General features: G+C 73.5%; 15 protein-coding genes and 1 pseudogene. 7 read left to right on the forward strand and 9 right to left on the reverse strand.

Annotated features, from left to right (window positions below; translation table 11 throughout):
* Nucleotides 1-71: 71 nt before the first annotated feature.
* From ACQP1S_RS18260 to ACQP1S_RS18275, 4 genes are all read left to right on the forward strand, one after another.
* Nucleotides 72-1,430: an extracellular catalytic domain type 1 short-chain-length polyhydroxyalkanoate depolymerase gene (locus ACQP1S_RS18260; protein WP_432896792.1), complete on the forward strand. Its 1,359-nt coding sequence runs from the start codon at nt 72-74 to the stop codon at nt 1,428-1,430.
* Nucleotides 1,431-1,857: 427 nt separating this feature from the next.
* Nucleotides 1,858-2,940, forward strand: a complete 1,083-nt coding sequence (locus ACQP1S_RS18265) for a hypothetical protein (RefSeq protein ID WP_432896795.1) — start codon at nt 1,858-1,860, stop codon at nt 2,938-2,940.
* A 268-nt stretch (nt 2,941-3,208) separates the two neighbouring features.
* Nucleotides 3,209-3,907: an SDR family NAD(P)-dependent oxidoreductase gene (locus ACQP1S_RS18270; RefSeq protein WP_432896798.1), complete on the forward strand. Its 699-nt coding sequence runs from the start codon at nt 3,209-3,211 to the stop codon at nt 3,905-3,907.
* A 280-nt stretch (nt 3,908-4,187) separates the two neighbouring features.
* Nucleotides 4,188-6,284: a cellulose binding domain-containing protein gene (locus ACQP1S_RS18275; RefSeq protein WP_432896801.1), complete on the forward strand. Its 2,097-nt coding sequence runs from the start codon at nt 4,188-4,190 to the stop codon at nt 6,282-6,284.
* 158 nt (nt 6,285-6,442) lie between these two features.
* On the opposite strand, the gene ACQP1S_RS18280 is transcribed toward ACQP1S_RS18275, so the two are convergent.
* The 4 genes from ACQP1S_RS18280 to ACQP1S_RS18295 all read right to left on the reverse strand — a co-directional run bounded on the left by ACQP1S_RS18280 (nt 6,443) and on the right by ACQP1S_RS18295 (nt 11,659).
* Nucleotides 6,443-8,338, reverse strand: a complete 1,896-nt coding sequence (locus ACQP1S_RS18280) for a CocE/NonD family hydrolase (protein ID WP_432896804.1) — start codon at nt 8,336-8,338, stop codon at nt 6,443-6,445.
* A 160-nt stretch (nt 8,339-8,498) separates the two neighbouring features.
* Entirely contained in the window at nt 8,499-9,410 is a 912-nt protein-coding gene (locus ACQP1S_RS18285) for a sulfotransferase family protein (protein ID WP_432896807.1), read from the reverse strand.
* A gap of 3 nt (nt 9,411-9,413) precedes the next feature.
* Nucleotides 9,414-10,418 (reverse strand): sulfotransferase family protein, encoded by a 1,005-nt coding sequence (locus tag ACQP1S_RS18290; protein ID WP_432896810.1) that lies wholly within the window; start codon nt 10,416-10,418, stop codon nt 9,414-9,416.
* On the reverse strand, nt 10,415-11,659 hold the full coding sequence (locus ACQP1S_RS18295) for a glycosyltransferase (protein WP_432896813.1): 1,245 nt from the start codon (nt 11,657-11,659) through the stop codon (nt 10,415-10,417). Before ACQP1S_RS18295 ends, ACQP1S_RS18290 begins: the two co-directional genes overlap by 4 nt.
* 239 nt (nt 11,660-11,898) lie before the next feature.
* On the opposite strand from ACQP1S_RS18295, the gene ACQP1S_RS18300 reads away from it, so the two are divergent.
* From ACQP1S_RS18300 to ACQP1S_RS18310, 3 genes are read left to right on the forward strand one after another with little or no spacing between them, the layout of a single operon-like run.
* Complete coding sequence (locus tag ACQP1S_RS18300; protein ID WP_432896816.1) at nt 11,899-12,834, forward strand: hypothetical protein; 936 nt, start codon at nt 11,899-11,901, stop codon at nt 12,832-12,834.
* A complete protein-coding gene (locus tag ACQP1S_RS18305; protein WP_432896819.1) occupies nt 12,827-13,735 on the forward strand; it encodes a sulfotransferase in 909 nt (302 codons plus the stop codon). Before ACQP1S_RS18300 ends, ACQP1S_RS18305 begins: the two co-directional genes overlap by 8 nt.
* Complete coding sequence (locus tag ACQP1S_RS18310) at nt 13,732-15,234, forward strand: hypothetical protein (RefSeq protein ID WP_432896822.1); 1,503 nt, start codon at nt 13,732-13,734, stop codon at nt 15,232-15,234. Before ACQP1S_RS18305 ends, ACQP1S_RS18310 begins: the two co-directional genes overlap by 4 nt.
* A 60-nt stretch (nt 15,235-15,294) precedes the next feature.
* Here ACQP1S_RS18310 and ACQP1S_RS18315 read toward each other — a convergent pair whose 3' ends face one another.
* From ACQP1S_RS18315 to ACQP1S_RS18335, 5 genes and pseudogenes are all read right to left on the reverse strand, one after another.
* Nucleotides 15,295-16,140, reverse strand: a complete 846-nt coding sequence (locus ACQP1S_RS18315) for a sulfotransferase family protein (protein ID WP_432896825.1) — start codon at nt 16,138-16,140, stop codon at nt 15,295-15,297.
* A 181-nt stretch (nt 16,141-16,321) separates the two neighbouring features.
* Nucleotides 16,322-17,659, reverse strand: a pseudogene (locus ACQP1S_RS18320) (oligosaccharide flippase family protein); the annotation flags it as partial.
* Nucleotides 17,660-17,737: 78 nt separating this feature from the next.
* Nucleotides 17,738-18,814: a Wzz/FepE/Etk N-terminal domain-containing protein gene (locus ACQP1S_RS18325; protein ID WP_432896828.1), complete on the reverse strand. Its 1,077-nt coding sequence runs from the start codon at nt 18,812-18,814 to the stop codon at nt 17,738-17,740.
* Nucleotides 18,815-18,825: 11 nt separating this feature from the next.
* Nucleotides 18,826-20,325: an O-antigen ligase family protein gene (locus ACQP1S_RS18330; RefSeq protein WP_091243124.1), complete on the reverse strand. Its 1,500-nt coding sequence runs from the start codon at nt 20,323-20,325 to the stop codon at nt 18,826-18,828.
* Between the two features lie 65 nt (nt 20,326-20,390).
* Complete coding sequence (locus tag ACQP1S_RS18335; protein ID WP_432896831.1) at nt 20,391-21,680, reverse strand: glycosyltransferase family 4 protein; 1,290 nt, start codon at nt 21,678-21,680, stop codon at nt 20,391-20,393.
* Between the last annotated feature and the right edge of the window lie 104 nt (nt 21,681-21,784).

Here is a 21,784-nt window from a genome sequence, read left to right on the forward strand (position 1 = left end):
ACATGATCGAGCGCCGGGCAGCCTCGATCGACACAGTCGCATGTCCGCGATCCTCCGGAGGAACCTGTCCCATGAGACCCAGGATCAAACTGCTCGGCACCGCCCTGGTCGCCGCCGCGCTCACCGCGCTGGCCGCGATCGCCGCCCCCACCCCGGCCTCGGCGGCGACGCTGACCCAGGTGACGAGCTTCGGCGCCAACCCCAGCAACCTCCAGATGTACCTGTACGTGCCGAACACCGTGGCGGCCCGCCCGGGCCTGCTCGTGGCGGTGCACTACTGCACCGGCAGCGGCCCGGCGTTCTACTCCGGTACCCAGTACGCGGCACTGGCCGACCGGTACGGCTACATCGTCATCTACCCGTCGGTGACCCGCAGCAGCAAGTGCTTCGACGTCTCCTCCCCGCAGGCGCTGCGCCGCGACGGGGGCAGCGACCCGGTAGGCATCAAGTCGATGGTCGACTATGTCCGGTCCCGGTACGCCGTCGACCCGAACCGGATCTTCGCCACCGGCACCTCTTCCGGGGCGATGATGACCAACGTGCTGCTCGGCGACTACCCGGACGTGTTCGCGGCGGGGGCCGCCTTCGCCGGGGTGCCGTTCGGCTGCTTCGCCACCACCGACGGGTCGGAGTGGAACAGCCAGTGCGCCAACGGTCAGGTCACGAAGACCGCGCAGCAGTGGGGCGACCTGGTCCGCAACGCCTACCCCGGGTACACCGGCAAGCGGCCCCGGATGCAGGTGTGGCACGGCACCAACGACGAGACCCTGCGCTATCCGAACTTCGGTGAGGAGGTCAAGCAGTGGACCAACGTGCACGGGCTGAGCCAGACGCCGACCTTCACCGACACCCCGCAGGCCGGCTACACCCGCACCCGCTACGGCGGTAGCGGCGGCACCGCGCAGGTCGAGGCGATCAGCATGCAGGGCGTCACGCACAACCTGCCGGTCGACGCCGCCCAGGCGATCCGCTTCTTCGGCCTGGACGCCCCGCCGCCCACCACCGCCCCGCCCACGGCTCCGCCGACCACGCCGCCGACCCCGTATCCGCCCACGCCCACCACGCCGGCCCCGCCGACCACGCCGCCCCCGCCCACCACGCCGGGGCCGGGGCCGCTGTGCCGGGTCGAGTACACCGTCAACGCCTGGGGCACCGGGCTGACCACCGCCATCAAGATCACCACGTACAACGACACCGGGGTCGTCGGCTGGAACCTGGCATTCACCCTGCCCGCCGGGCAGACCATCACCAGCGGCTGGAACGCGACCTACTCGCCGACCAGCGGAGCGGTCACCGCCCGCAACGTCTCCTACAACGGCACGATCGGGCCGGGCGCCTCGGTCAGCATCGGCTTCCAGGCCAACCACACCGGCGATGCCGGGAAGCCGTCCTCCTTCACCCTCAACAGCTCCCCCTGCTCCGTCGCCTGACCCCCGTGCGGGCACCGGCACCCCCGGTGCCCGCACCCCACCCACCTCCCTCCCCTCTCCCCTCCCCCGCCCCCGCCCACCCCTGGTGATCAAGAGCTTTACGTCACCGATCCCCGACGCCCTGACCCAAACCTCTTGGTCACCGCTCCTCAGCAGCGGCTGTCCCCGGTGATCAAGAGGTTTGGGTCACCAGAGCCGAACGTGGTGGCCTAAATCTCTTGATCACCGCCGGTGAAGGGCGAGGGGGAGGGGGATGGACGGGGGGTGGTTGGTGGATGTGGGGGGTGGGGGTGGGTCGATAGGGTGGCGGGGACGGGGGTTTGCCGAGGTTGCTGGCCGCCCGGGGACAGGCGGGTGTCGAGCCCTGCGGACCAGCCACAAGCTGACCGAGCCGCCATCACCGCCAATCGTCCACAAGGGAGCGTCTATGCGTCTGAGTCGATCGTTGAAACTGGTGGGGCGGCGGCTGCCGGCGCTCGCCCTCGGCCTGGGCGCGGTCACCCTGATCGCCACCCCCGCAGCCGCCGTCCCGGGAAGCGGCGACACGGCAGCCGGAAAACCGGCGAACCCCACCGCGAGCACCAGCTCCGCAGACCTCCTCCCGGGCAACACCGTCATGCGGGACCCCGCGGCGGGGAAGACCGTGGCAGGCGATGCCGTACGCGCTGCCGGCTGGACGGCGGTGCCGGGCACGGCGCAGGCCCGGTCCGCGCCGGCCACCGCCACCTACGGCGGTGACCTGCACGTGTTCGTGCAGGGCCCGGGCGGGCAGGTCCGGGCCAACCGGTACGACGCGAACACCGACTCCTGGTCCGGCTGGGCCACCGTCCCCGGTGACGCGGCGGCCACCTCGGCACCCGCGGCGACCGTCTACGGCGGGGAGCTGCACCTGTTCGTGCAGGCCGACCAGAAGGTCCGCACCAACCGCTACTCCCTGGACACCGGCACCTGGTCCGGCTGGAGCACGATCCCCGGCACCACGGCCGCGTCGTCGGCCCCGGCCGCCACCGTCTACGGCGGGCAGTTGCACCTGTTCGTCCGGGGGGCGAACGGCAAGGTCCGCACCAACCGGTACGCGCTGGACACCGCCGCCTGGTCCGGCTGGACCACTCTCGCCGGGCCGACCGGCGCGAACTCGGCTCCGGCGACCACCATCTACGGCGGTTACCTGCACGTGTTCGTCCGGGGCACGAACGGCAACGTACGCACCGACCGGTACGCGCTGTCCACCGGCGCCTGGTCGGGGTGGAGCGACGTGCCCGGCAGCGCGGGTGCGACGTCGACGCCCGGGGTCATGGTCTACGGCGGCGGGTTGCACCTGTTCGTCCGTGACGCCAGCGACGACCTGCGCACCACCTGGTACCTCCAGGACACCGGCGCGTGGTCGAGCTGGAGCACGGTCGACGGCCCCGGCGGGGCGATCTCCACTCCGGCGGGAAGCGTCTACGGCGGTCTGGTGCGGCTCTTCGTCCGGGGCGCCGACGATGAGGTCCACCAGGGCCAGCCCTAGCGGCAACGCCCCGACGCTGCCCCGCCCACCATCGACCCGGAGGCGGGGCAGCGTCGCACCGGGCGGGCGGGAGCAGCGTCACGCCGCAGGGCAGCGCAGCGTCACGCCGCAGGGCAGCGCAGCGCCGCGCCGGAGGGCAGGGCAGCGTCACGCCGCAGGGCAGGGCAGCGCCGCACCGGAGGGCAGGGCAGCGCCGCACCGGTGGACGGGGGCGATGGGCAGGGCAGCGCCGCGCCGGGCGGCGTCGACGTTGTCCTAGAGTCCCGGCATGGGCGCACAGGGCCGGCGGGCGATCGTGGTGGGCAACAGCGACGGTGTCGGGCTGGCGCTCACCCGGCAACTGGTGGCAGCCGGCTGGACCGTCGCCGGGCTGTCCCGCAGCGCCAGCGACCTGGCCGCCCCCGGGTACGCCCACCACGTCGCCGACGTCACCGGCGACGCCTACCGCACGGTGCTGGCCGGGGTGGTCGACCGGCTCGGCGGGGTGGACGTGTGTGTCTACGCGGCGGGGGTCGGTGAGCTCTTCGACGTCGGTGACCTGGCGGCGCAGACCAGGGCGCTGGAGGTCAACCTGATCGGTGCGGCGCGCACCGTGGAGGTGGTCGTGCCGGCGATGGTGGCCGGCGGTGGCGGTCACCTGGTGGGCCTGTCCAGCCTCGCCGACGTCGGACCGTCGACCCAGGCCCCCGGCTACGCCGCGTCCAAGGCGGGGTTGACGTCCTACCTGCTCGGGCTGCGGGGGGCGCTCCGTCCCCACCGGGTACGGGTGACCGTCGTCCGGTTCGGGTTCGTCGACACCAAGATGGCCAGGCCGCCGGTGAAGCCCCTGCTGCTCAGCGTGGAGCGGGCCGCCGGCCTGGTGCGCGACTGCCTGCGTACCGGGCCGGCGGTCGTTTCCCGGCCCCGTCGGATGGCCGCGCTGGCCCGGGCGGCCGGGATCGCCGCGACGGTGGCCGCCCGGCGGTGAGCCGTACCGGCACGGCGGGGTGGGGTGGGGCCGGCGCGCCGCCTTGAACTCGCCACGATCGTCGTGGGATTCTGATGCGTCGATGACTTGCCGCGCGCGGGGCTGACAGTCGTCCAAGGGCAACCGGGAGCCGCTGGGTTTCCGGGGGACGGCGACAAGCACGACGGAACGACGCCAGCACTCCGTCCATCAGTCCCCGCCCGCCGTCTCGACGCCCTCGTGGGCGACGCAACCCCCACCGGCCGGGCGGTGCGCTGTGGTGACCCACGAAGGAACCCGCATGAACAGAGATTCCGCCCCACCGTCGCGCCCGTCGCGGCACGGCCGGGGGCGCTGGACGGCGCTCACCGCGAGCCTGCTGCTCGCCACCGGTGGGCTCGCCGTGACCGGTCCGTCGCCCGCCGACGCGGCGTCGGACCCGGTGGCCGTGACCGTCAACGCCAACGCCGGGCTGGCCACCGTGCCGGACACCGCGCTGGGCGTCAACCATGCCATCTGGGACTCCCAGCTCGGCACGGCCGAGACGTCGGACCTGCTCAAGGCCGCCGGTGTGCGGATGATGCGCTATCCGGGCGGCTCGTACGCCGACATCTACCACTGGCGCGACCACACCGCGCCCGGCGGGTACGTCGCGCCGAACACCGACTTCGACACCTTCATGGCCGCCGCCCGGCGGGTCGGCGCACAGCCGATGATCATCGCGAACTACGGCACCGGCTCCCCCGCCGAGGCCGCCGACTGGGTCCGCTACGCCAACGTCACCAAGGGGTACGGCGCGAAGTGGTGGACGGTCGGCAACGAGAACTACGGCAACGGCCACTACGGTTCGGCCTGGGAGGCCGACGACCACCCCGACAAGAGCGCCAGCCAGTACGCCCGGCTGGTCGTCGAGTACGCCGACGCGATGAAGGCGGTCGATCCCAGCATCAAGGTCGGCGCGGTGCTGACCATGCCGGGGAACTGGCCGGACGGGATCACCGCCGGCAGTGACCCGGGACCGTGGAACCGGACCGTGCTCTCGATCGCCGGCCCGAAGATCGACTTCGTGGACGTGCACTGGTACCCGGGTGGCAGCGCGGCCGAGTCGCTGGCCCGTACCGCCCACATCGACGAGGCGGCCCACCTGCTGCGCGACCAACTCGCCCGGTACGCGGGCCCGAACGCCGCCCGGATCGGCATCAGCTTCACCGAGCTGAACGTCGGTACCGGCCAGAACACCCAGCCCGGCGCACTGTTCCTCGCCGACGCCTACAGCGACCTGCTGGAGAACGGCGTCTTCACGGTCCAGTGGTGGAACGTGCACAACGGCATCGGCACCGTGTCGCAGGTGGGCGGGCAGACCGACTACGGCGACTTCGGGCTGCTGTCCAGCGGCACCTGCACCGCCGACAACTCGGTCTGCGAGCCGCCGCTGAACACCCCGTTCGCCCCGTACCACGCGCTGTCCATGATGAACCTGTTCGCCCGGCCGGGTGACCAGTTCGTCCGCGCCACCACCGACCAGCCGCTGGTCACCGCGCACGCCGTCCGGCGGGCCGACGGGGATCTCGCGGTGCTGCTGGTCAACAAGGACCCGGACAACGCCCGCCCGGTCACCCTCGACTACGCCGGCTTCACCCCGTCGGACGCCGCGCCGACGACGTACTCGTTGACCAACGGGGCGGCCGGCGTCGTCACCGGCCAGTCGGGCAGCGCGGACAGCCGGACGCTGCCGCCGTACTCGCTGACCACGCTGGTGCTGCGGCCCTCGTCCCCGGTCACCGCCCACCCGGCCCCGCCGGGGCAGCCGACCGCCGGCGGGGTCACCGACCGGTCGGCGACGATCTCCTGGTCGCCGGCCCCGCCGAAGGGCGCCCCGATCGCCAAGTACGAGGTGTACCGCCAGAACGGCACGGTCAGCGAGCAGCTCGGCGAGACGGCCGGCACCTCGTTCACCGTCGACAACCTCGTCCCCGGCACCCGGTACACGCTCAACGTGCTGACCCGGGACACCGCCGGGAAGGTCTCCTGGTCGTCGTCGCCGGTCACCTTCACCACCGCCGGCCCGGCCGACAGCGCCTGCACCGTCCGGCTCAGCACCGCCAGCGACTGGGGCAACGGCTGGGTCGGCAACGTCGAGATCGTCAACAACGGGGCGAACCCCGTCGACGGCTGGACGTTGACCTGGAGCTGGCCGACCAGTTGGCAGCAGGTGAGCAGCGGCTGGAGCGCCACCTGGACGCAGACCGGGCGCACGGTGACGGTCGCCAGCACCGACGACAACCGGCGGATCGCCGCCGGGGGCAGCGCCAGCGCCGGTTTCGTCGGGGCCTACAGCGGCCCGAACGTCCCGCCCACCGGCTTCGTCCTCAACGGCACCCCCTGCACGGTCGGGTGACCGGGGCCGGGTGGCCGCCACGCCGACCACCCGGGCGATCCGATCCCGGCTGAGGCCCGACGCGGCCCGGGCGCACCGACGGTGGCCGCTGGCGCAGCAGCGCTGCGCCAGCGGCCACCCCCGGTGGTGCCGACCGGCAGACGACCGCCGGGGACCGGTCAGAGACCGGCGGCGTGCGCGGCGGTGGTGCCGCCGACCACCGGAAGAACGATCTTGCTGCTCTTCAGGGCCACCCTGATGTTCGCGGCGGTGGTGTCCGCCTGGCTGGAGTACTGCGGGTAGCTGGCCACGATGATCACGCCGATCCGGTGGCCCGGCGTGAAGACGTAGTCCTCCGGCAGCAGCGGGAAGCTGAAGTGGTAGGAATCCCCCACCACCAGCGGCACGGCCGTACGGATCGACTGCCGGTTCTGGGCGTCCATGATGCCCTTGGTGACCAGCTCGTAGTCGGCGGTGGCGACCCGCTTGGCGGTCTGCCTGTAGCAGCCGTCGTCGGTCGGGCTGCTCAGCCCCCAGCAGTCCTCGGTGGTCAGGGTGATGATGCCCTCGCCGGAGGCCCGGTGCGCCACCCGCTCATCGGTGCCGTAGTCGACCAGGATCGCCCCGAAGTTGGTGTCGGTCTGGTCGGCCGAGGCCCGCAGCTGCACGGTCGGCGTACCCGAGATGTGCAGGGGCGCGGTCAGCGGCGCGGACAGGAACGCCAGCCGGTGGGGCTGCACCGCGTCCGGGTTGAGGATCATGGTGTTCTGGGTCTGGGTACGGCTGTCCTGGAATGCGCCGGTCGCCGGCTTGGCGGTCGGCACCAGGTCCAGACCGCCCGCCCCGGTGGTGCCCGGCTGTAGGAACACCTCGGTGTCGGCCTTGCCGGGGATCGGCCAGTCGGCGTGGGTCTCCCACACGTCGGCGGCCCGCTCCAGGTCGACCCGGGGCTCGTCGGTGATGCCGTTGGCCACCCCGTGCAGCCAGAAGTCGAACCACCGGTGCAGGGTGGACACCCAGACCGCGCGCCGCGAGTCGAACGGGTCGACGTGCCCCTCCTGGGACAGCCACAGCTTGCGCGGGACGTTGTTCTCCGCCAGGGCGTACCAGAACTTGCTGAAGTGGTCCGGGCGGACGTTGTCGTCGTTGAGACCGTGGTAGAGCAGCACGCTGGCGGTCATGTTGGGGACCTTCTTGACGTAGCTGCGCTCGTTCCAGAAGGCGGTGTAGTCGCCGTGCTCGTCACCGTCGGCGGCACCCATCGCGTCGCGCACCGGCTTGCAGTACTCCCGCCGCTCCGGGTTGGTGACCGTGTTGGCCAGCGACGACACGTAGCTGTTGCCCCGGGTGACCACCCCGTTGCTGCGCACGTAGTCGTAGTACTCGCTGGGACCGCTGATCGGCACCACGGTGGTCAGGCCCTTGACGCCGGTCACCGCCGTCGCCATGGCCAGCGAGCCGTCGTACGACTTGCCGATCATGCCCGACCTGCCGTTGTGCCAGTCGGCGGTGACCACCTGCCCGGCGGCGTTGCGGGCGGTGGCCCGGCCGTTGAGCCAGTTGATCGCCTGCTTGGCGCTGAGATTGTCCTGGTTGGCGTTGGTGGTCGGGCAGCCGGTGGAGTTGTTGGTGCCCACCATGTCCAGCAGGATCACCGCGTAGCCGCGCGGCACGAAGTAGTTGTCGTAGAACAGCGGCCACTTGTCGAGCAGGCCGTCGCCGTCCAGGTCGGCCTTGCACTCGGACTCGTTGCCCCGGCAGACCGTCGAGTAGTACGGGCTGGCGTCCATGATCACCGGGACCTTGAGCCCGTTCGCGGTGGCCGCCGGCCGCATCAGGTCGAACGCGATGATGTCGCGCAGACCGTCGTTGTCGCTGTCGAAGGTGGAGTCGATGAACAGGCGCTCCCGGATGGCGTCGGCGTAGCCGAACACCGGCTGGGTGACCCCGTCCTGGACCACGATCGTCGGTACGTCCGGCGCCGCCACCGCCTGCGGTGCCGCCCCCAGGGCGGCGAGCACCATCGCGGACAGTGCGGCCACCCCGGCGCGGAGGGGTGTTCCCATTCCAGCCATGCGGTCTCCTTGAATCTCCCGAGACCGCGCACGTTATGGGCCGACCGACCGTCCCGACCATCTGCACGTGTAGGAACTTTGCCCCCACCCGGTCCGGCACCCCGCCCGTCCGCGCCCCGACGACGGCACGCCGTGACCGGGCCGGACCGGCCCGCGCCGGTCAGTCCCGGTAGCTCCACTGCCGCAGCGGCTTGTCCAGCACCCGTTCGACGGCGGCGAGCTGGTCCACGCCCAACTCGTCCTGGTACGCCGCCCGCCGCCCGGCGTGGAACCGGTACCGCCCGAACCCCTTCTCGAACGCCGGTGACCAGTCCAGGTCGAGGAAGTCGAGCATCCGGGCCACCTCGGCGCGCGGGTCGGCCAGCAGGTCCTCGTAGCGCACGTCGAGCCACTGCCCCTCGGGGTGCGCGGCGCGTGCCTCGGCGAACCGGTCCATCAGCATCTTCCATCCCAGGGCGGCGAGCACCGGGAACGACCGGTCGTACTCCTCCCACTCCCGGCGCAGGTCGGTCGGCAACGGCCCGAGGAACCAGTTGTCCGGCCCACGCCAGCCGTCCCACCAACCCATCTGGAGCCAGGAGTTGGTCACCGCGCGCCCGTCGCGGACCACGTTGACCACCCGCAGCCCGGGGTAGCCGGCCCGCAGGAAACCGGTGCGCGGCCACCCGGTCACGTGGTGCAGCAGCAGCCGGCAGCCCTGCCGTTCGATCCGGGCGTCGAAGAAGGCGCGCAGCCGCCGCCGCAGGTAGGGGGTGAGATCCTCGGCGGTCAGGTCCCGGCACGGGCGGGAGAAGCCGGCCACCACGTGCCGGTCCAGCAGGTCGTACGCCTCCGACGGGGCGACCCGCAGCCGACCCTTCTCCAGCAGCCGCCGGCTGTGCCGCAGCGAGGTCATGCCCGCCGGGCGGGGCGCCGACCGCCGGTACAGCGGCCCGTTGAGCCGGCCGGCGAGGTTGAGCCGGGACAGCTTGTCGTCGACGCCGGAGACGAACCCGACCCCGGGGTGCCGGGACAACAACTCCTGCACCAGCGTCGAGCCGCACCGCCCGGTGCCCACCACCACCGACAACATCCCTCAGTCCTCCTCTTGCCCGGCCGACGCCGACTGCCAGACCTCCACCGGCTGCCCGGCCGGCCGTGCGGGTGCCGGGACGCCCCGACGCCACGGGTAGCCGAACCGGCGCAGGCCCGGTGCGGTCAGCCCGGTGACCAGCGCGTACGACCAGCGGGACAGGTCGCGCCGCCACTGCACGTCGGCGGTGATCGGCACCGGTCCGGTCCGATGCCGCGACGGGTTGCCGGCCACCGAGTGCGTCGGCACCAACCGCACGGTCGCCGGGCCGGTGAACGGGCCGCTGTCGGCGTCGACGCCCGCGAATCCGGCGATCCGGCGCAGCGTCGCCTCCGGGTCGGCGGTCAGGTCCTCGTAGCGCACCCGCAGGTAGCTCTCCGGGGCACCGCCACCCCACAGCCGGACGGTCACGGTGTTCCAGACCAACCAGAGCAGGGCCGCCTTCCACACCGGCGGCCGGCTCATCAGCTCCGGGTCGGTGTCACCGTCGAGGCCCCGGCGGCGACGCCAGGAGAAGGCGGTGGCCCGGGGGTCACGGACCAGGTGCAGTACCCGCAGCTCGATGCCCGGCAGCGCGCCGAGCAGCGCGCCGTACGGGGGCAGCTTCGACGAGTCGACCACCACCCGCGCCCCGGTGTGCCGGGCCACGGCCGCGTACAGGTCGGTCAGCGCCGCGTCATCGGGGTGCGCGGGCACCGGCCGCCGACCGCGCCGGTGCCGGCGCAGCAGCGCGGGCAGCCCGCGCATCCGCAGCCGGCCGCGCAGCCCGGCGGCGATCGCGGCGGCCCGGTCGGTCGGCAGGTCCCGGCGCACCTCCCGCCACAGCGGGCAGTCCCGTAGCGGCCGGCCGCAGCCGCAGGGCCGGTTCTCCAGCTCGCCGCGCTGCCACAGGTAGCGCAGCTCACCGGCGGCGAAGACCCCGTCGTACTGGCCGAGCACGGTGGTGACCAGAGTGCTGCCGCTGCGTCCGCTGCCGGCCAGGTAGAGCACCCGCACCGGCGGGTTCACACCGGCTCCCGCACGGTCCGGGCGGCGGTCGCGTAGACCTCCCGCAGCCGGGCCAGGTGCGTCTGCGGGGAGAAGTCCCGCTCCACCCGTGCCCGGCCGGCCAGCCCCATCCGGTACGCCCGCTGCGGGTCGGCCAGCACACGTCCCAGCCCGACGGCCAGCGCGGCCGGATCGTCGGCGGGCACCACCTCGCCGTCCACCCCCGGGGTGACCAGTTCCGGCAGCCCACCCAGGTCGGAGGCGACCACCGGCACCCCGCAGCCGTACGCCTCCAGCACCGCCATCGGCTGGTTCTCGTTCCACCGCGACGGCACCGCCACCACCGTGGCCGAGCGGACCAGCTCGTGCAGCCGGGCCTTGTCCAGCCGCCCGTGGAACCGGACCCGGCCGGGGGCCCGCCGCCGCGCCAGTGCGGTCAGCCCGTCCCGGGCCGGACCGTCCCCGGCCACCTCCAGCACGACGTCGTCGGGCAGTCGGGTGAGCGCCTCGATCAGCACGTCGACGCCCTTCTCCGGGGCGAGTCGACCGGCGAAGACCACCGGCCCGCCGGGTGCCGCCTTGACCGCCGTCGCGGCGACGTCGACGAAGTGGGACACCACGTGCATCCGGTCGGGGAAGACACCCGCCCGGCGCATCACGTCGGCCAGGAACCGGCTGGGGCTGACGAATGCCTGCACCGGCCCGTACGCCCGGGTGGAGCGGTGCAGCCAGGACTCGACGGCGAGCAGCGAGCTGGCCCCGAGCGAACCGTCCTTGCAGCGGCGACGGGCGGCGCGCAACGGCCCCCCGGTCACGCAGGCGTCACAGACCGTGCCCCGGTCGAGCATCTGGTAACTGGGGCAGGCCAGCTTGTAGTCGTGCAGGGTCATCACCGCCGGCACCCGGGCGGCCCGCACCGCGGCCAGCACCGACGGCGAGAGCTGGTGGTAGATGTTGTGCAGGTGGACCACGTCGGGCCGGAACTCGTCGAGCACCCGGGCCAGGCCCCGCCGGCTGGCCGGCGACCAGATCATCCGGGCCGCCGCCGCCGCGCGGGGTCCCGCGCCGCGCGGCGCCGGGTCCAGCTCCACCAGAGACGGGAAGTGCCGGGCGTACGGGGTCGGGGCGTCGTTGTCCGGGTGGGTCATGCCGAAGAAGGCCACCTCGTCGCCGTCGCCCCGTTGCAGCTCGGCGACGTCGAGCAGGTAGCCCTCGGCGCCGCCGCGCCGGTAGAGGAACTTGTTGACGTGGAGGACACGCATCGGCCTGCTCCGGGGGTGGCTGCTGCGGCCCACTGGGGTCGGGGGGTGGGGTGGTCGCCCCGGACAGCAGCGGTGACCAGGGGCCCCACCGTATGCAACACCGGTGTCGTGAGTCCAGTTCATGATCCCCAAGTAGCCACACGGCCCATCACCGGCTGACCACACGGCCACGTGGCCAGCCGCGATGATCTGCCGGTACCGTGTGCCCCACCCCGCCCGACGTGCCCGAGGAGGACCCGGTGCCCCACCCCGACGAACCCTCGGCGCTGGCGTACACCGCCCGCCGGGTCCGCCGGCACCTGCGCTGGATCCGCACCGAGGGCGTCCGGCGGCTGGTCGAGGAGGACCGGCTCGACCCGGTCGAGCGGGCCCGCACCGCGCTGGCCAAACGGCGGTGGCGGCGGGCGCATCCCGGGCCGCCCGGCCGGGCCGTCCCGGTCTACCTGGTGGGCCTGCAACGCTCCGGCACCAACATGCTCACCCGAGGGCTGGACGCGGACCCGTCGGTCGAGGTGCGCAACGAGAACGACCGCGCGGTGTTCCACCGCTTCCGGTTGCGCCCCGACCCCGTGCTGACCGCCGCCATCCGGCGCAGCCGGCACCGGTTCGTGCTGGTCAAGCCGCTGTGCGACACGCACCGGGTGGACGAACTGCTCGGCCTGGCCGGGGTCGCGCCGGGGCGGGCGCTGTGGGCGTACCGGGACGTCGACGACCGGGCCCGCTCCGAGGTGGCGAAGTTCGGTGACGCCAACCTGCGGGCGCTGCGGGCGATCGCCGACGGCACGATCGGTGACCGCTGGCAGGGGCAACGCCTGGACCCGTCGGTCCGGGAGCTGATCGCCGGCTTCGACCACGACCGGATGACCCCGCACACCGCCGCCGCCCTGTTCTGGTACGTCCGCAACTCGCTGTACTTCTCCCTGGGCCTGGCCGACCGCCCGGACACCCTGCTCTGCTCGTACGACGCGCTGGTCGCCGACCCGGCCGGGCACACCCGGCGGCTGTGCGCGTTCCTCGACCTGCCGTACGACCCGGTGCTGCACGCGCACGTCGGCGCGCGCAGCACGCCGCGACCCCGGCTGGAGATCGACCCCCGGGTACGGGCGCTGTGCACCGCGCTGACCGGCCGGTTGGACGCGCTGGCCGGCCGACCCGAGGCGGTGGAACATGGCTGACCCCGCCGACCCGATCCCGCACCCCGTACCCGACCCGCAGGCCCGGCCCGCACCAACGGCCGACGCCGCACCGGACCCGCAGGCCCGGCCCGCACTTGCGACCAGCCCCGCACCGCACGCGTCGGCCGGGGTGGGTCGTGCGCAGGGGCCGATCTTCCTGGTCGGGTGCCAGCGGTCCGGCACCACCATGCTGCGCCTGGTGCTCGACTCGCACTCCCGGGTCAGCTGCGGCCCGGAGACCCGGTTCCTGGCCGACATGCAACGCATCGTCGGGCGGGACTGGGAACGGCTGTCCCGCTTCGGGTTCCCCCGGGAGTACTGGCTGGGCCGCATCGGCGACTTCTTCGGCGGCATCCAGGCCGACTACGCCCGGTCCCGGGGCAAGACCCGCTGGGCCGACAAGACACCGCTGTACGCGCTCTCCATCGACTTCCTGGCCGAGGTATTCCCCGACGCGCAGTTCGTGCACGTCGTGCGGGACGGCCGGGACGTGGTGGTGTCGCACCGCAAGCGGTTCGGCTACTGGTCGGCGGTCAAGTGCGTGGTGAAGTGGCCGCGCTACATCCGGATCGCCCGCGCCGCCGGGGCCCGGCTGCCGGCCGACCGCTACCACGAACTGCGTTACGAGGAGACGGTCACCGACCCGGAGAAGGCCATGCGCGGCCTGTTCGAGTTCCTCGGCGAACCCTGGGAGGCTGGCGTGCTCGACTACGACGGCAAGCAACACGACGTGGCGGGCAAGTACACCGCCGAGGCGGACCGACGGCGGGCCGCCGCCGGCACCGACGCCCCGATCTACGGCTCCCGGGTCGGCACCTACCGCCGGGAGCTGGACCCCTTCCTGCGGGTGCTGGTCCGGGTCTTCTCCGGTGCCACCCTGCGCGAACTGGGCTACCGGTGAACCGCCGGAACGGGTCGTCGGTGGCCCGCCGGGCCGGGCGGCGGACGCTGATCGCCGGCGCGCTGCTGTTCGCCCTGGTCGCCGGGGCGGCCTGTTCCGACGATCCCGCTCCTGCTCCCCGGCCCGCCCCGTCGGCGACCGGTCCGTCGGCCGGTGCCAGCGGCACGCCGCTGCCGGCCGGTGCACCGGTCCGCAACCCGTTCGGCGCGCACTGGGACTTCACCCGGCACGACCAGTTCGTGCCGTACCTGGAGAAACTCTCCGGCTCGACGACCTACCACGAGCTGAGCTGGTGTGACATCGAGAAGACCCAGGGCAGCCCGGACTTCTCGGCGGTGGACCAGATCGCCGAACGCAGCCGCAAGCTCGGCATCACCCTGCACCTGAAGATCCGTACCGGGGTGTGCTGGGCGACCGGCGGGACGGCGAAGTTCACCCGGGGCCAGGCCAACAAGACCGAGTCGGCGATGCCGACGGACCTGGCCACCTACCAGAACTTCGTCCGCGAGCTGGTGAAGCGGTACGCGCCCTACGGCGTCGGCGAGTACGCCATCGAGAACGAGGTCAACGCGCAGCAGTACTGGGCGGGCAGCCCGGAGGACTACCGCCGGCTGGTCACCGCCGCCGCCGAGGCGATCCGGTCGGCCGACCCGAAGGCCAAGGTGGTCGACTCGGGCATGAGCAGCGTGGCGTACGGGATGGGGGTCGCCGACCGGCTGCTGCGGGCCGGTCAGCCCGACCAGGCCGTCGCCGCCTACCAGGCGTACTTCCAGCGGCGGATCGGCACCCGGGGTCGGCTGATCCCTGCGGTGAACGACCCGACGGCGTTGCGTGCCGCGCTGGACAACGCGCCGAACGCCCGCAACCTGGCCTACCTCGCGGTCACCGAGAAGCTGCTCGACGACCGGGTGGTCGACGTCCGGCAACTGCACTTCTACGAGCACTTCTCCGGGGTGCCGGCGCTGCTGGACTACCTCCGGGCCGAGACGCCGTCCGGTGTGCCGGTGCAGGCGTGGGAGGTCGGCCAGTTCTGGAAGGACGGCGGCGACGACGCCGCGGCCCGGGGCGACGAGATGGTCAAGGTGGTCAGCCTGCTGGTCGCCGGGGGCATCCACGAGGTGCTCTGGCTGCCACTGGCGTACAACCCGAACAACCGGGCCGGCGCGGAGGTCCGCTACGGCCTGCTCGACCCGGACGGCACCCAACGGCAGGCCGGCGCGATGATGGCCGCCCTGGCGGCGGCGGCCCGGGACGCGACCGTCGAGCCGGTGAACGGCAAGGGCCTGACCGGGGTGGCGTTCCGGCGGGGCGCGGAGAGCACGTTGGTGGTCTGGTCGACCTCGACCGGCACCGTGTCGCTGCCGGCCACGGCGGGTCTGACCGGCGGCCCGGTCGGCGTCGATCCGACCGCCCGCACCGGCGCGCTGCCGATCGGCCCCAGCCCGGTGCTGCTGCGGGCCAAGGACGACCCGGCCACGGTCCTCGCCCCGATCCGCTGACCGGTGTGCCGCCCCGACCAGGGGGTGGGCGGCGGGCGGCGTCGGCGGCCCGGCGGCCGTTCACCAGGTACGCGGCCAGCCGAGCAGGTCGGCGAGGCGGGCGTTGTGCGGGGCGAACTCGGCGGCCAACGCGGCCCGTAGTGCGGGGGTGAGCTGGGACGGGCCGGTGTCCGCCCGACGGGTGTGCCGGGCGAACTCCGCCGGGGTGAACGGGGCCAGCCCGAGGAAGCGCAGCACGCCCGCGTAGGTGGCCGCCGGGTCGGCGTACAGGTCCTCGCTGCGGATCACGTGCAGCCGCTCCGGGGGCAGGTGGGCGTACCAGCGGTCGAGTTGCTCGGCGTAGCGGCCCCGGGCGGCGTAGGAGAAGTTGCGCAGCGCGTGGTGGGCCGCCGGGGTGTCCGCCCCGTCGGCCAGCGCCCCGGCCAGCCGGCCCGGTTCGGCGGCGAGCGCCTCGGCGAAGCCCAACGGCTCGACCCCGTACGCGCGGGTGTGCAGGTAGTGCGAGTAGGCCCGCTCGACCGGGTCGCGCAGCAGCGCCACGAACCGGGCCTGCGGCAGCGTCGCCGCCACCCGGGCCGGGACGCCGGGGTGGAACAGGTAGTAGGGGCTGGCCTCGAAGCTGCGCCGACCGGCGGCGGCCGGTGGGAAGTGCGCCCGGTACCAGCGGGTCCCCCGCCCGAAGTGCAGACTGAAGAACTGGAGTTCCTTGCCGGTGGCGGCCCGCACGTCGGGGTGCGCGGCGAGGTAGTGGTGCAGTGAGGTGGTGCCGCAGCGCTGCCCACCGATGATCAGGAAGTCGGGCAGCGCGCCGACCGGGCCGGGCCACACCGCGCGCCCCCAGGCGCGGGTGCCGCGTACCACCCGACGGAGCCGGTCCACGGCGGCCCGGCGCGGCCCCGCGCTCACCGCGACACCGCCCGGTCGCGCCGGTCGACACCCGGGGGTCGGCCCGCGCGGTGTCGGGCGGGTCGCCGCGACGGCGGCGGCGGGCCAGGGTGCGCAGCACCATCAGATCCTCCCGGCTGAGCCCCAGCGCCAGCACGGTCCCCAGGTAGACCGCCACGATCGCGGTCAGCCCGGCCGCCGGCCGCCACGGCCAGCCCGGCACCAGCCAGCGCACCAGCAGCCCGGCGGCCAGCGCGGCCACCCCGGCGGCCAGCCCCTTGGCCATCCCGACGGTGAACGGCAACGCGCCGGTCAGGTGGCGGACCTGCACCACCCGGGCGATGTTGACCACGATCAGCGAGGCGCTCCACGCCGCCGCCGCGCCGACGATCCCGTACGCGGGGATGAGCCACAGGTTGAGCAGCACGTTGAGCACCAGGGCGACCAGGTTGTCGGCCATGTTGAGCGCCACCCGGCCGGACATGTTCAGCACCGTGCCGCACGGGCCGGTCGCCGCGTTGACGAGCTGGCCGAGGGCCAGGATCACGGTCACCGCCGCGCCGGTGGCTACCTCGCCGCCGAAGACGCGCAGCAGGTCGCCGGGGAGGACCAGCAGCGCCACGAACGCCGGCAGCGACAACCGGACCACCCAGCCGGTGGCCACCGCGTAGACCCGGCGGACGTCGTCGAGATCCCCCCGGTGGTAGAGGTGTGCCAGGTACGGACCGAACGCCGCGTTGACCGGCGCGAGGACGAAGATGGCCACGGTGACCAGCCGGGTGGCGACGTTGTAGACGCCGATCTCCGGGTTGGCGAAGAAGCCGAGCAGCAGGGTGTCCACCCAGATCAGCCCGGTCGACGACAGCGACGACACCCAACTGACAGTGGAGAAACGGAACAGCTCCCCCGGCCGGTGCACCGGACGGGCCGGCGGCACCCGGCGCACCAGCCGGGCCAGCGCCAGCAGGGCGAGCAGGGCCGCCGACCAGCCGGCCGCCACCAGCGCCCAGAACGCCCCGGTCAGCCCGGCCCCGGTGACCAGGGCGAGCACGGTGAGCAGCAGCCGGGTGCCCGGCTCGTAGAGCTGGCCGATGAAGGTGAACGGCCGCTGGGTACGCCAACCCCGGGTCGCCGCCAGGGCCGCCTCGCAGATCGTCGAGGCGGGCAGGGTCAACGCGACCAGCCGCAGGCCGGTGACCAGCCCCGGATCGTGCAGCCGGTCGGCGAGCCACGGTGCGCCCCAGGCCAACGCCCCGGCCAGGACGACCGACGAGCCGGCCGAGACGGCCAGCCCCAACCGGACGGTGCCGCGCAGCGCCGGGGCGTCGTCGTCGGCCAGGTGCACCGCCACGAACCGGGTCAGCCCGGCCCGGAACCCGGACAGCGACAGCAGCCCGGCCAGCGACAGCACCGCGTAGCACTGGGCGTACCGGCCGACCTCCCGGATGCCCAGCACCCGGGCCAGCAGCAGCATGATCAGGAAGACCGCCGCCTGGCTGAGCAGGGCGCCGAGCAGGTTGAGCCCACCGCCCCGGGCCATCCCCCGGACATGCTGGTCGCCCCGCGCCGCTTCCCGGGCGGGCTGGTCGCCCCGTGTGGACGCTGCGGGCACCCTCACCTACCGACGCCGGGAGTGCTGCTCGGGCACGGTCGCCGGCACCGCCGGCAACACCACCGTGTCGTCACTGCTGCGCCGCCCACCGGTCGGGGCCGGGGTCGCCCGGCCGACCGCCGCCGGCTGTCCGGCCCGGCGGCTGCGCGCCAGCCACTCCAGCACCGCCACCAGCAGCACGGCCAGCAGCAGGCCGGCACCGGACACCGGGAGCACCAGCGCGACCAGCGCCTTCATCCGGGACACCGGCTGCACCTCGCCGACGCTGGTGACCTTGTCCGGGTCGGCCGCCTGGGACTGGGCGCGGGCCTGTTGCAGGCCCTGCCGGGCCGAGGCCAGCGCGCTGGTGGCGCTGTCGCGCTGCGCGATCAGCGCCTGGTAGTCGGGCAGCTTCGGGCCGAGGCCGTCGAGGCGTTTCTGCCCGGCGCTGATCGACTCGGCGGCGGCGTCGGCGCCCCGGCTGTTGCCGACCGCCTGCATCTGCAACTGCTGCTGCCGCAGGCTGGCGATCTCCTGGAGGGTCGACTGGTAGAGCTTGTCCGGCTGGCTGACCTTGTTGGTCTTCTCCCAGTCGTTGATCGCCCGGGTGGCGGTGGTCAGCTCGTCGGTGGCCGCCTTCACCTCGTCGGTGGCGATGTTGACCTGGCTGGTGAACAGGAACGCCAGCGCGCGCCGGCCGGTGGCGGTGAGCACCGGGGCGACCGTGGACCGGTCGTCGGCGGTGTAGGTCACGGTGAGCTGGCTGCTCGCGCCGACCTGCTTGACCGCGAGCCCGTCGCGCAGCGTGTCGGCGGGGACCCCGGTGTCGGCGGCCACCTGGTCGACCACCTGCGGGGAGGTCACCGCCGCGGCGAAGGCCGCCGCGAACTGGTTGGCGGCCTGGGTGCCGGTGTACTGCTGGGACGCGCTGCCACCGACCAGGGCGGGCGCGGCGACGTAGGAGGTGGCGGCGTACTGCTGCGGGCCGAGCAGGACGATCAGCGCGGCTGCCACCCCGGCCACCAGCGGAATGCCCACCAGCAGCCAGAGTCGACGCCGCGCGACCCGCAGATAGTCGACGATCTCCACCCTGGTGCTCCCCACTGCTTGACGGTTCATCGGTTGGGCCGGCCGGTCGTCACCGGTCGGAGCGACGCCGGCCGGGACAGGTCGTCCGGTAGCCCGCGGGCGACCGCGCCGGCTGCCGCGGCGAACGCCGCGAAATACCACAGGGTCACCACGTTCGAGATCACGTTGGAGGCCGCGCTGACCGCGACGAAGGCGACCGCGCAGCCCAGGAACCCGATCGCGATGCCCCGACCGAGGGTGCCCGGTGGGGCCCGGCGCAGCGCGTTCAGCCCGGTGTGCAGGCACAGCGCCATCATCGCCAGGTACGCCAGCAGCCCGGCCAGCCCGGTCTCCACGTACGCCCGCAGGAAGTCGTTGTGCGGCTTCTTCGCCTCGTCGGCCTCGAACTTGGTCATGTTGGGGCCGATCCCGGTGACCGGGTTGCGGTTGGCCAGCGACACGATCTCCGCCCAGTAGCCGACCCGCCAGGCGAGGGTGTTGCCGGTCGGGCCGCCGCCCACGGCGCTGCTGTCGGCGAGTTGCCCGAAGCGGTGCGCGACGCTCGGCAGCAGGGCCACCCCGGCCACCGCGACCAGGCAGAGCGCCACCAGCATCCGCCGGCTGCGGTGCAGCACCGCCACCACCAGCAGGCCCAGCCCCGCCCCGAGGATCGCGCTGCGGGTGTTGGTGAGCAGCAGGAACAGCAGCGACGCGGCGAGCAGCGCGCCGAGGCCGAGCCGCAGTCGGCGGCTCAGGTAGCGGTGGATGCCGAACCCGAAGATCACCATGAACATCAGGTAGCGGCCGAACGTGGTGGACTGGCTGAACGGTCCGCTGATCCGGGTGAAGTCCCCCTTGACCTCGGCCGGTGGGTGGCCGAGCAGGGACAGCACGACGGTGTAGCCGACCGCCAGCGCCAGCGAGACGTACGCGGCGAGCAGCACCCGGCGGACCGCCGGCAGGTCCGGCATCAGCTGTTCCAGGACCACGAACATCACCACCACGGTGCCGATCCGCAGCGCCTCCAGGGCGCTGGGCACCGGCTGGGCGGCGCCGGCCGCGCTGACCAGCGAGGTGGCCCCGACCAGCAGCATCGCCACGCCGAGCGGGGAGCCGCGCAGCCGGCCCCGCTGCCGTAGCTGGGCGGCGAGCCAGAGGCCGGCGGCGAGCAGGAACAGCACCGCCAGGATGGTCGAGGGGTCCATCGTGCGGGTCGCCCCGGCACCGTCGGCCCGGCCGGCCGTCGGGCCGCTGAGCTTGAACAGGTCGACGCAGGACCGGACCGCCAGCATCAGCAGCACGTACGCCGAGAAGCGGGTCAGCGCGAGCACCCCGACGGCCAGCCCGGCGAGGATCACCAGGGGCAGCACCGCGCCGATCCGGCCGCCACCGGTCGCGACCAGCCCGGCGCCGACCGCGACCACGGCGCAGAGCAGCGCCGCGCCGCCGGTCAGCAGGCGCGCGGTCGGGTCACCGACGGACCACCGTCGGCGTCTCTCCGCGGGCAGCGCGAGGTCGACCTCCGTGCCGTGTCGCTGTCCGTCCACCGCTCGCCGACCACTCGTTTCCGCAGATTGTGTTGCCGGTCGCCGCCGACGGCCGGGAGAACGGCCTAATCTAACGGTCGCCGGCGGGCCGGGACATGGGCCGTTACGTCGACCGTTGGCGACTTAACGTCCCGAACCGGGCGGGGCACCCGCAGGGCCAGCGAGAAGTAGAGCCGTTCCAACTCGCGGGCTGCCGCGTCCCAGCTGTACTCGGCGAGTACCCGGTCGCGCAACAGCGCGGCGCCGGCCCGTTCGGCCGGTCTGTCAGCCGTCACCGTGGCCAGCGCCCGCAGCAGGTCGTCGACGTCGCCGTCGCGGAACAGCCGTTGCCCCGGACCGTCGTGGTCCAGCACCTCGAGGTGGGGTTCGATGTCGCTGGCCACCACCGGCAGCCCGTACGAGGCGGCCTCCAGCAGGGTCAGCGGCAACCCCTCCAGGCGGGACGGCTGCACGAACGCCGCCGCGTGCGAGTACAACTCGGCCAGCACGTCGCCGTAGACGAAGTCGGTGAACACGATGCGCGGGTCGTCGCCGGCGGCCTGACGCAGCCGGGCGACGTACTCGTCGGTGAAGGCCGAGCCGCCGACGATGGCCAGCCGCAGGTCGGTCGGCAGCCGTCGGAACGCCCGGACGAGCAGGTCGGCGGCCTTCTCCGGGACGAGCCGGCCGACCAGCAGCAGGTAGCCACCGGGGCGCAGGCCGAACCGGGACAGTTCCCGGGGCGGCCGGTGGGTGGGGGCGGCCACCCCGTTGGGGATGTAGCGGGCCGGTCGGCCGAACCGGCTGGTGTAGTGCGCCGCCAGGCCCTGCGACACGGTCACCCGGGCGTCCGGCAGGTGCCCGCTGAGCCGGTACGCGGTGCCGAGCACGGCCCGCGCCGTCCGGCCCCACTTGTCGCGCTGGTTGTCCAGCCCGTGCACGGTGAGCACCACCCGGGCCCGGGAGGCGTAGCGGACCAGCGGCGCGGTCAGCACCGGGCCGAGACCGTGGTAGTGCACGATGTCGGGGCGCTCGGTCAGCGCGGCCAGCGTCGAGGTGGCCGAGTGCACGATGGCGTCGAGGTGCTTGCTGGGCACGGTGCGCGTCCGCCGGAGCCGGATGCCCCGGTGCCAGGTGGCCTCCACCGCGCCGTAGCTGTCCCGGCAGTAGACGGTGACCTCGTGGCCGAGCCCGGCCAGCCGGCTGGCCATCTCCTCCACGTGCCGTTCGATCCCCCCGTGGGTGGCCGGCACGCCCTTCTGACCGATCATCGCCACCCGCAGCGGGCGCCAACCCGGCGGGCAGGTCACTGTCGGCCCCGAACGGTCGGGGCGGAGCTGCTCGCCCCGATCGGCGGCATCGTCACGGAACGGCACTGTCCCCCCTCGTTTCTGCTTCTCACCGGGGCGATGGCGCTGCCCCCGGCGCACGGGACGCTAGATCATCGATGATCGGCCGACCACTGGCCGGTCAGTCAGAC

Source organism: Micromonospora matsumotoense, assembly GCF_050951065.1.
GTDB classification, from domain to species: Bacteria; Actinomycetota; Actinomycetes; order Mycobacteriales; family Micromonosporaceae; genus Micromonospora; species Micromonospora matsumotoensis.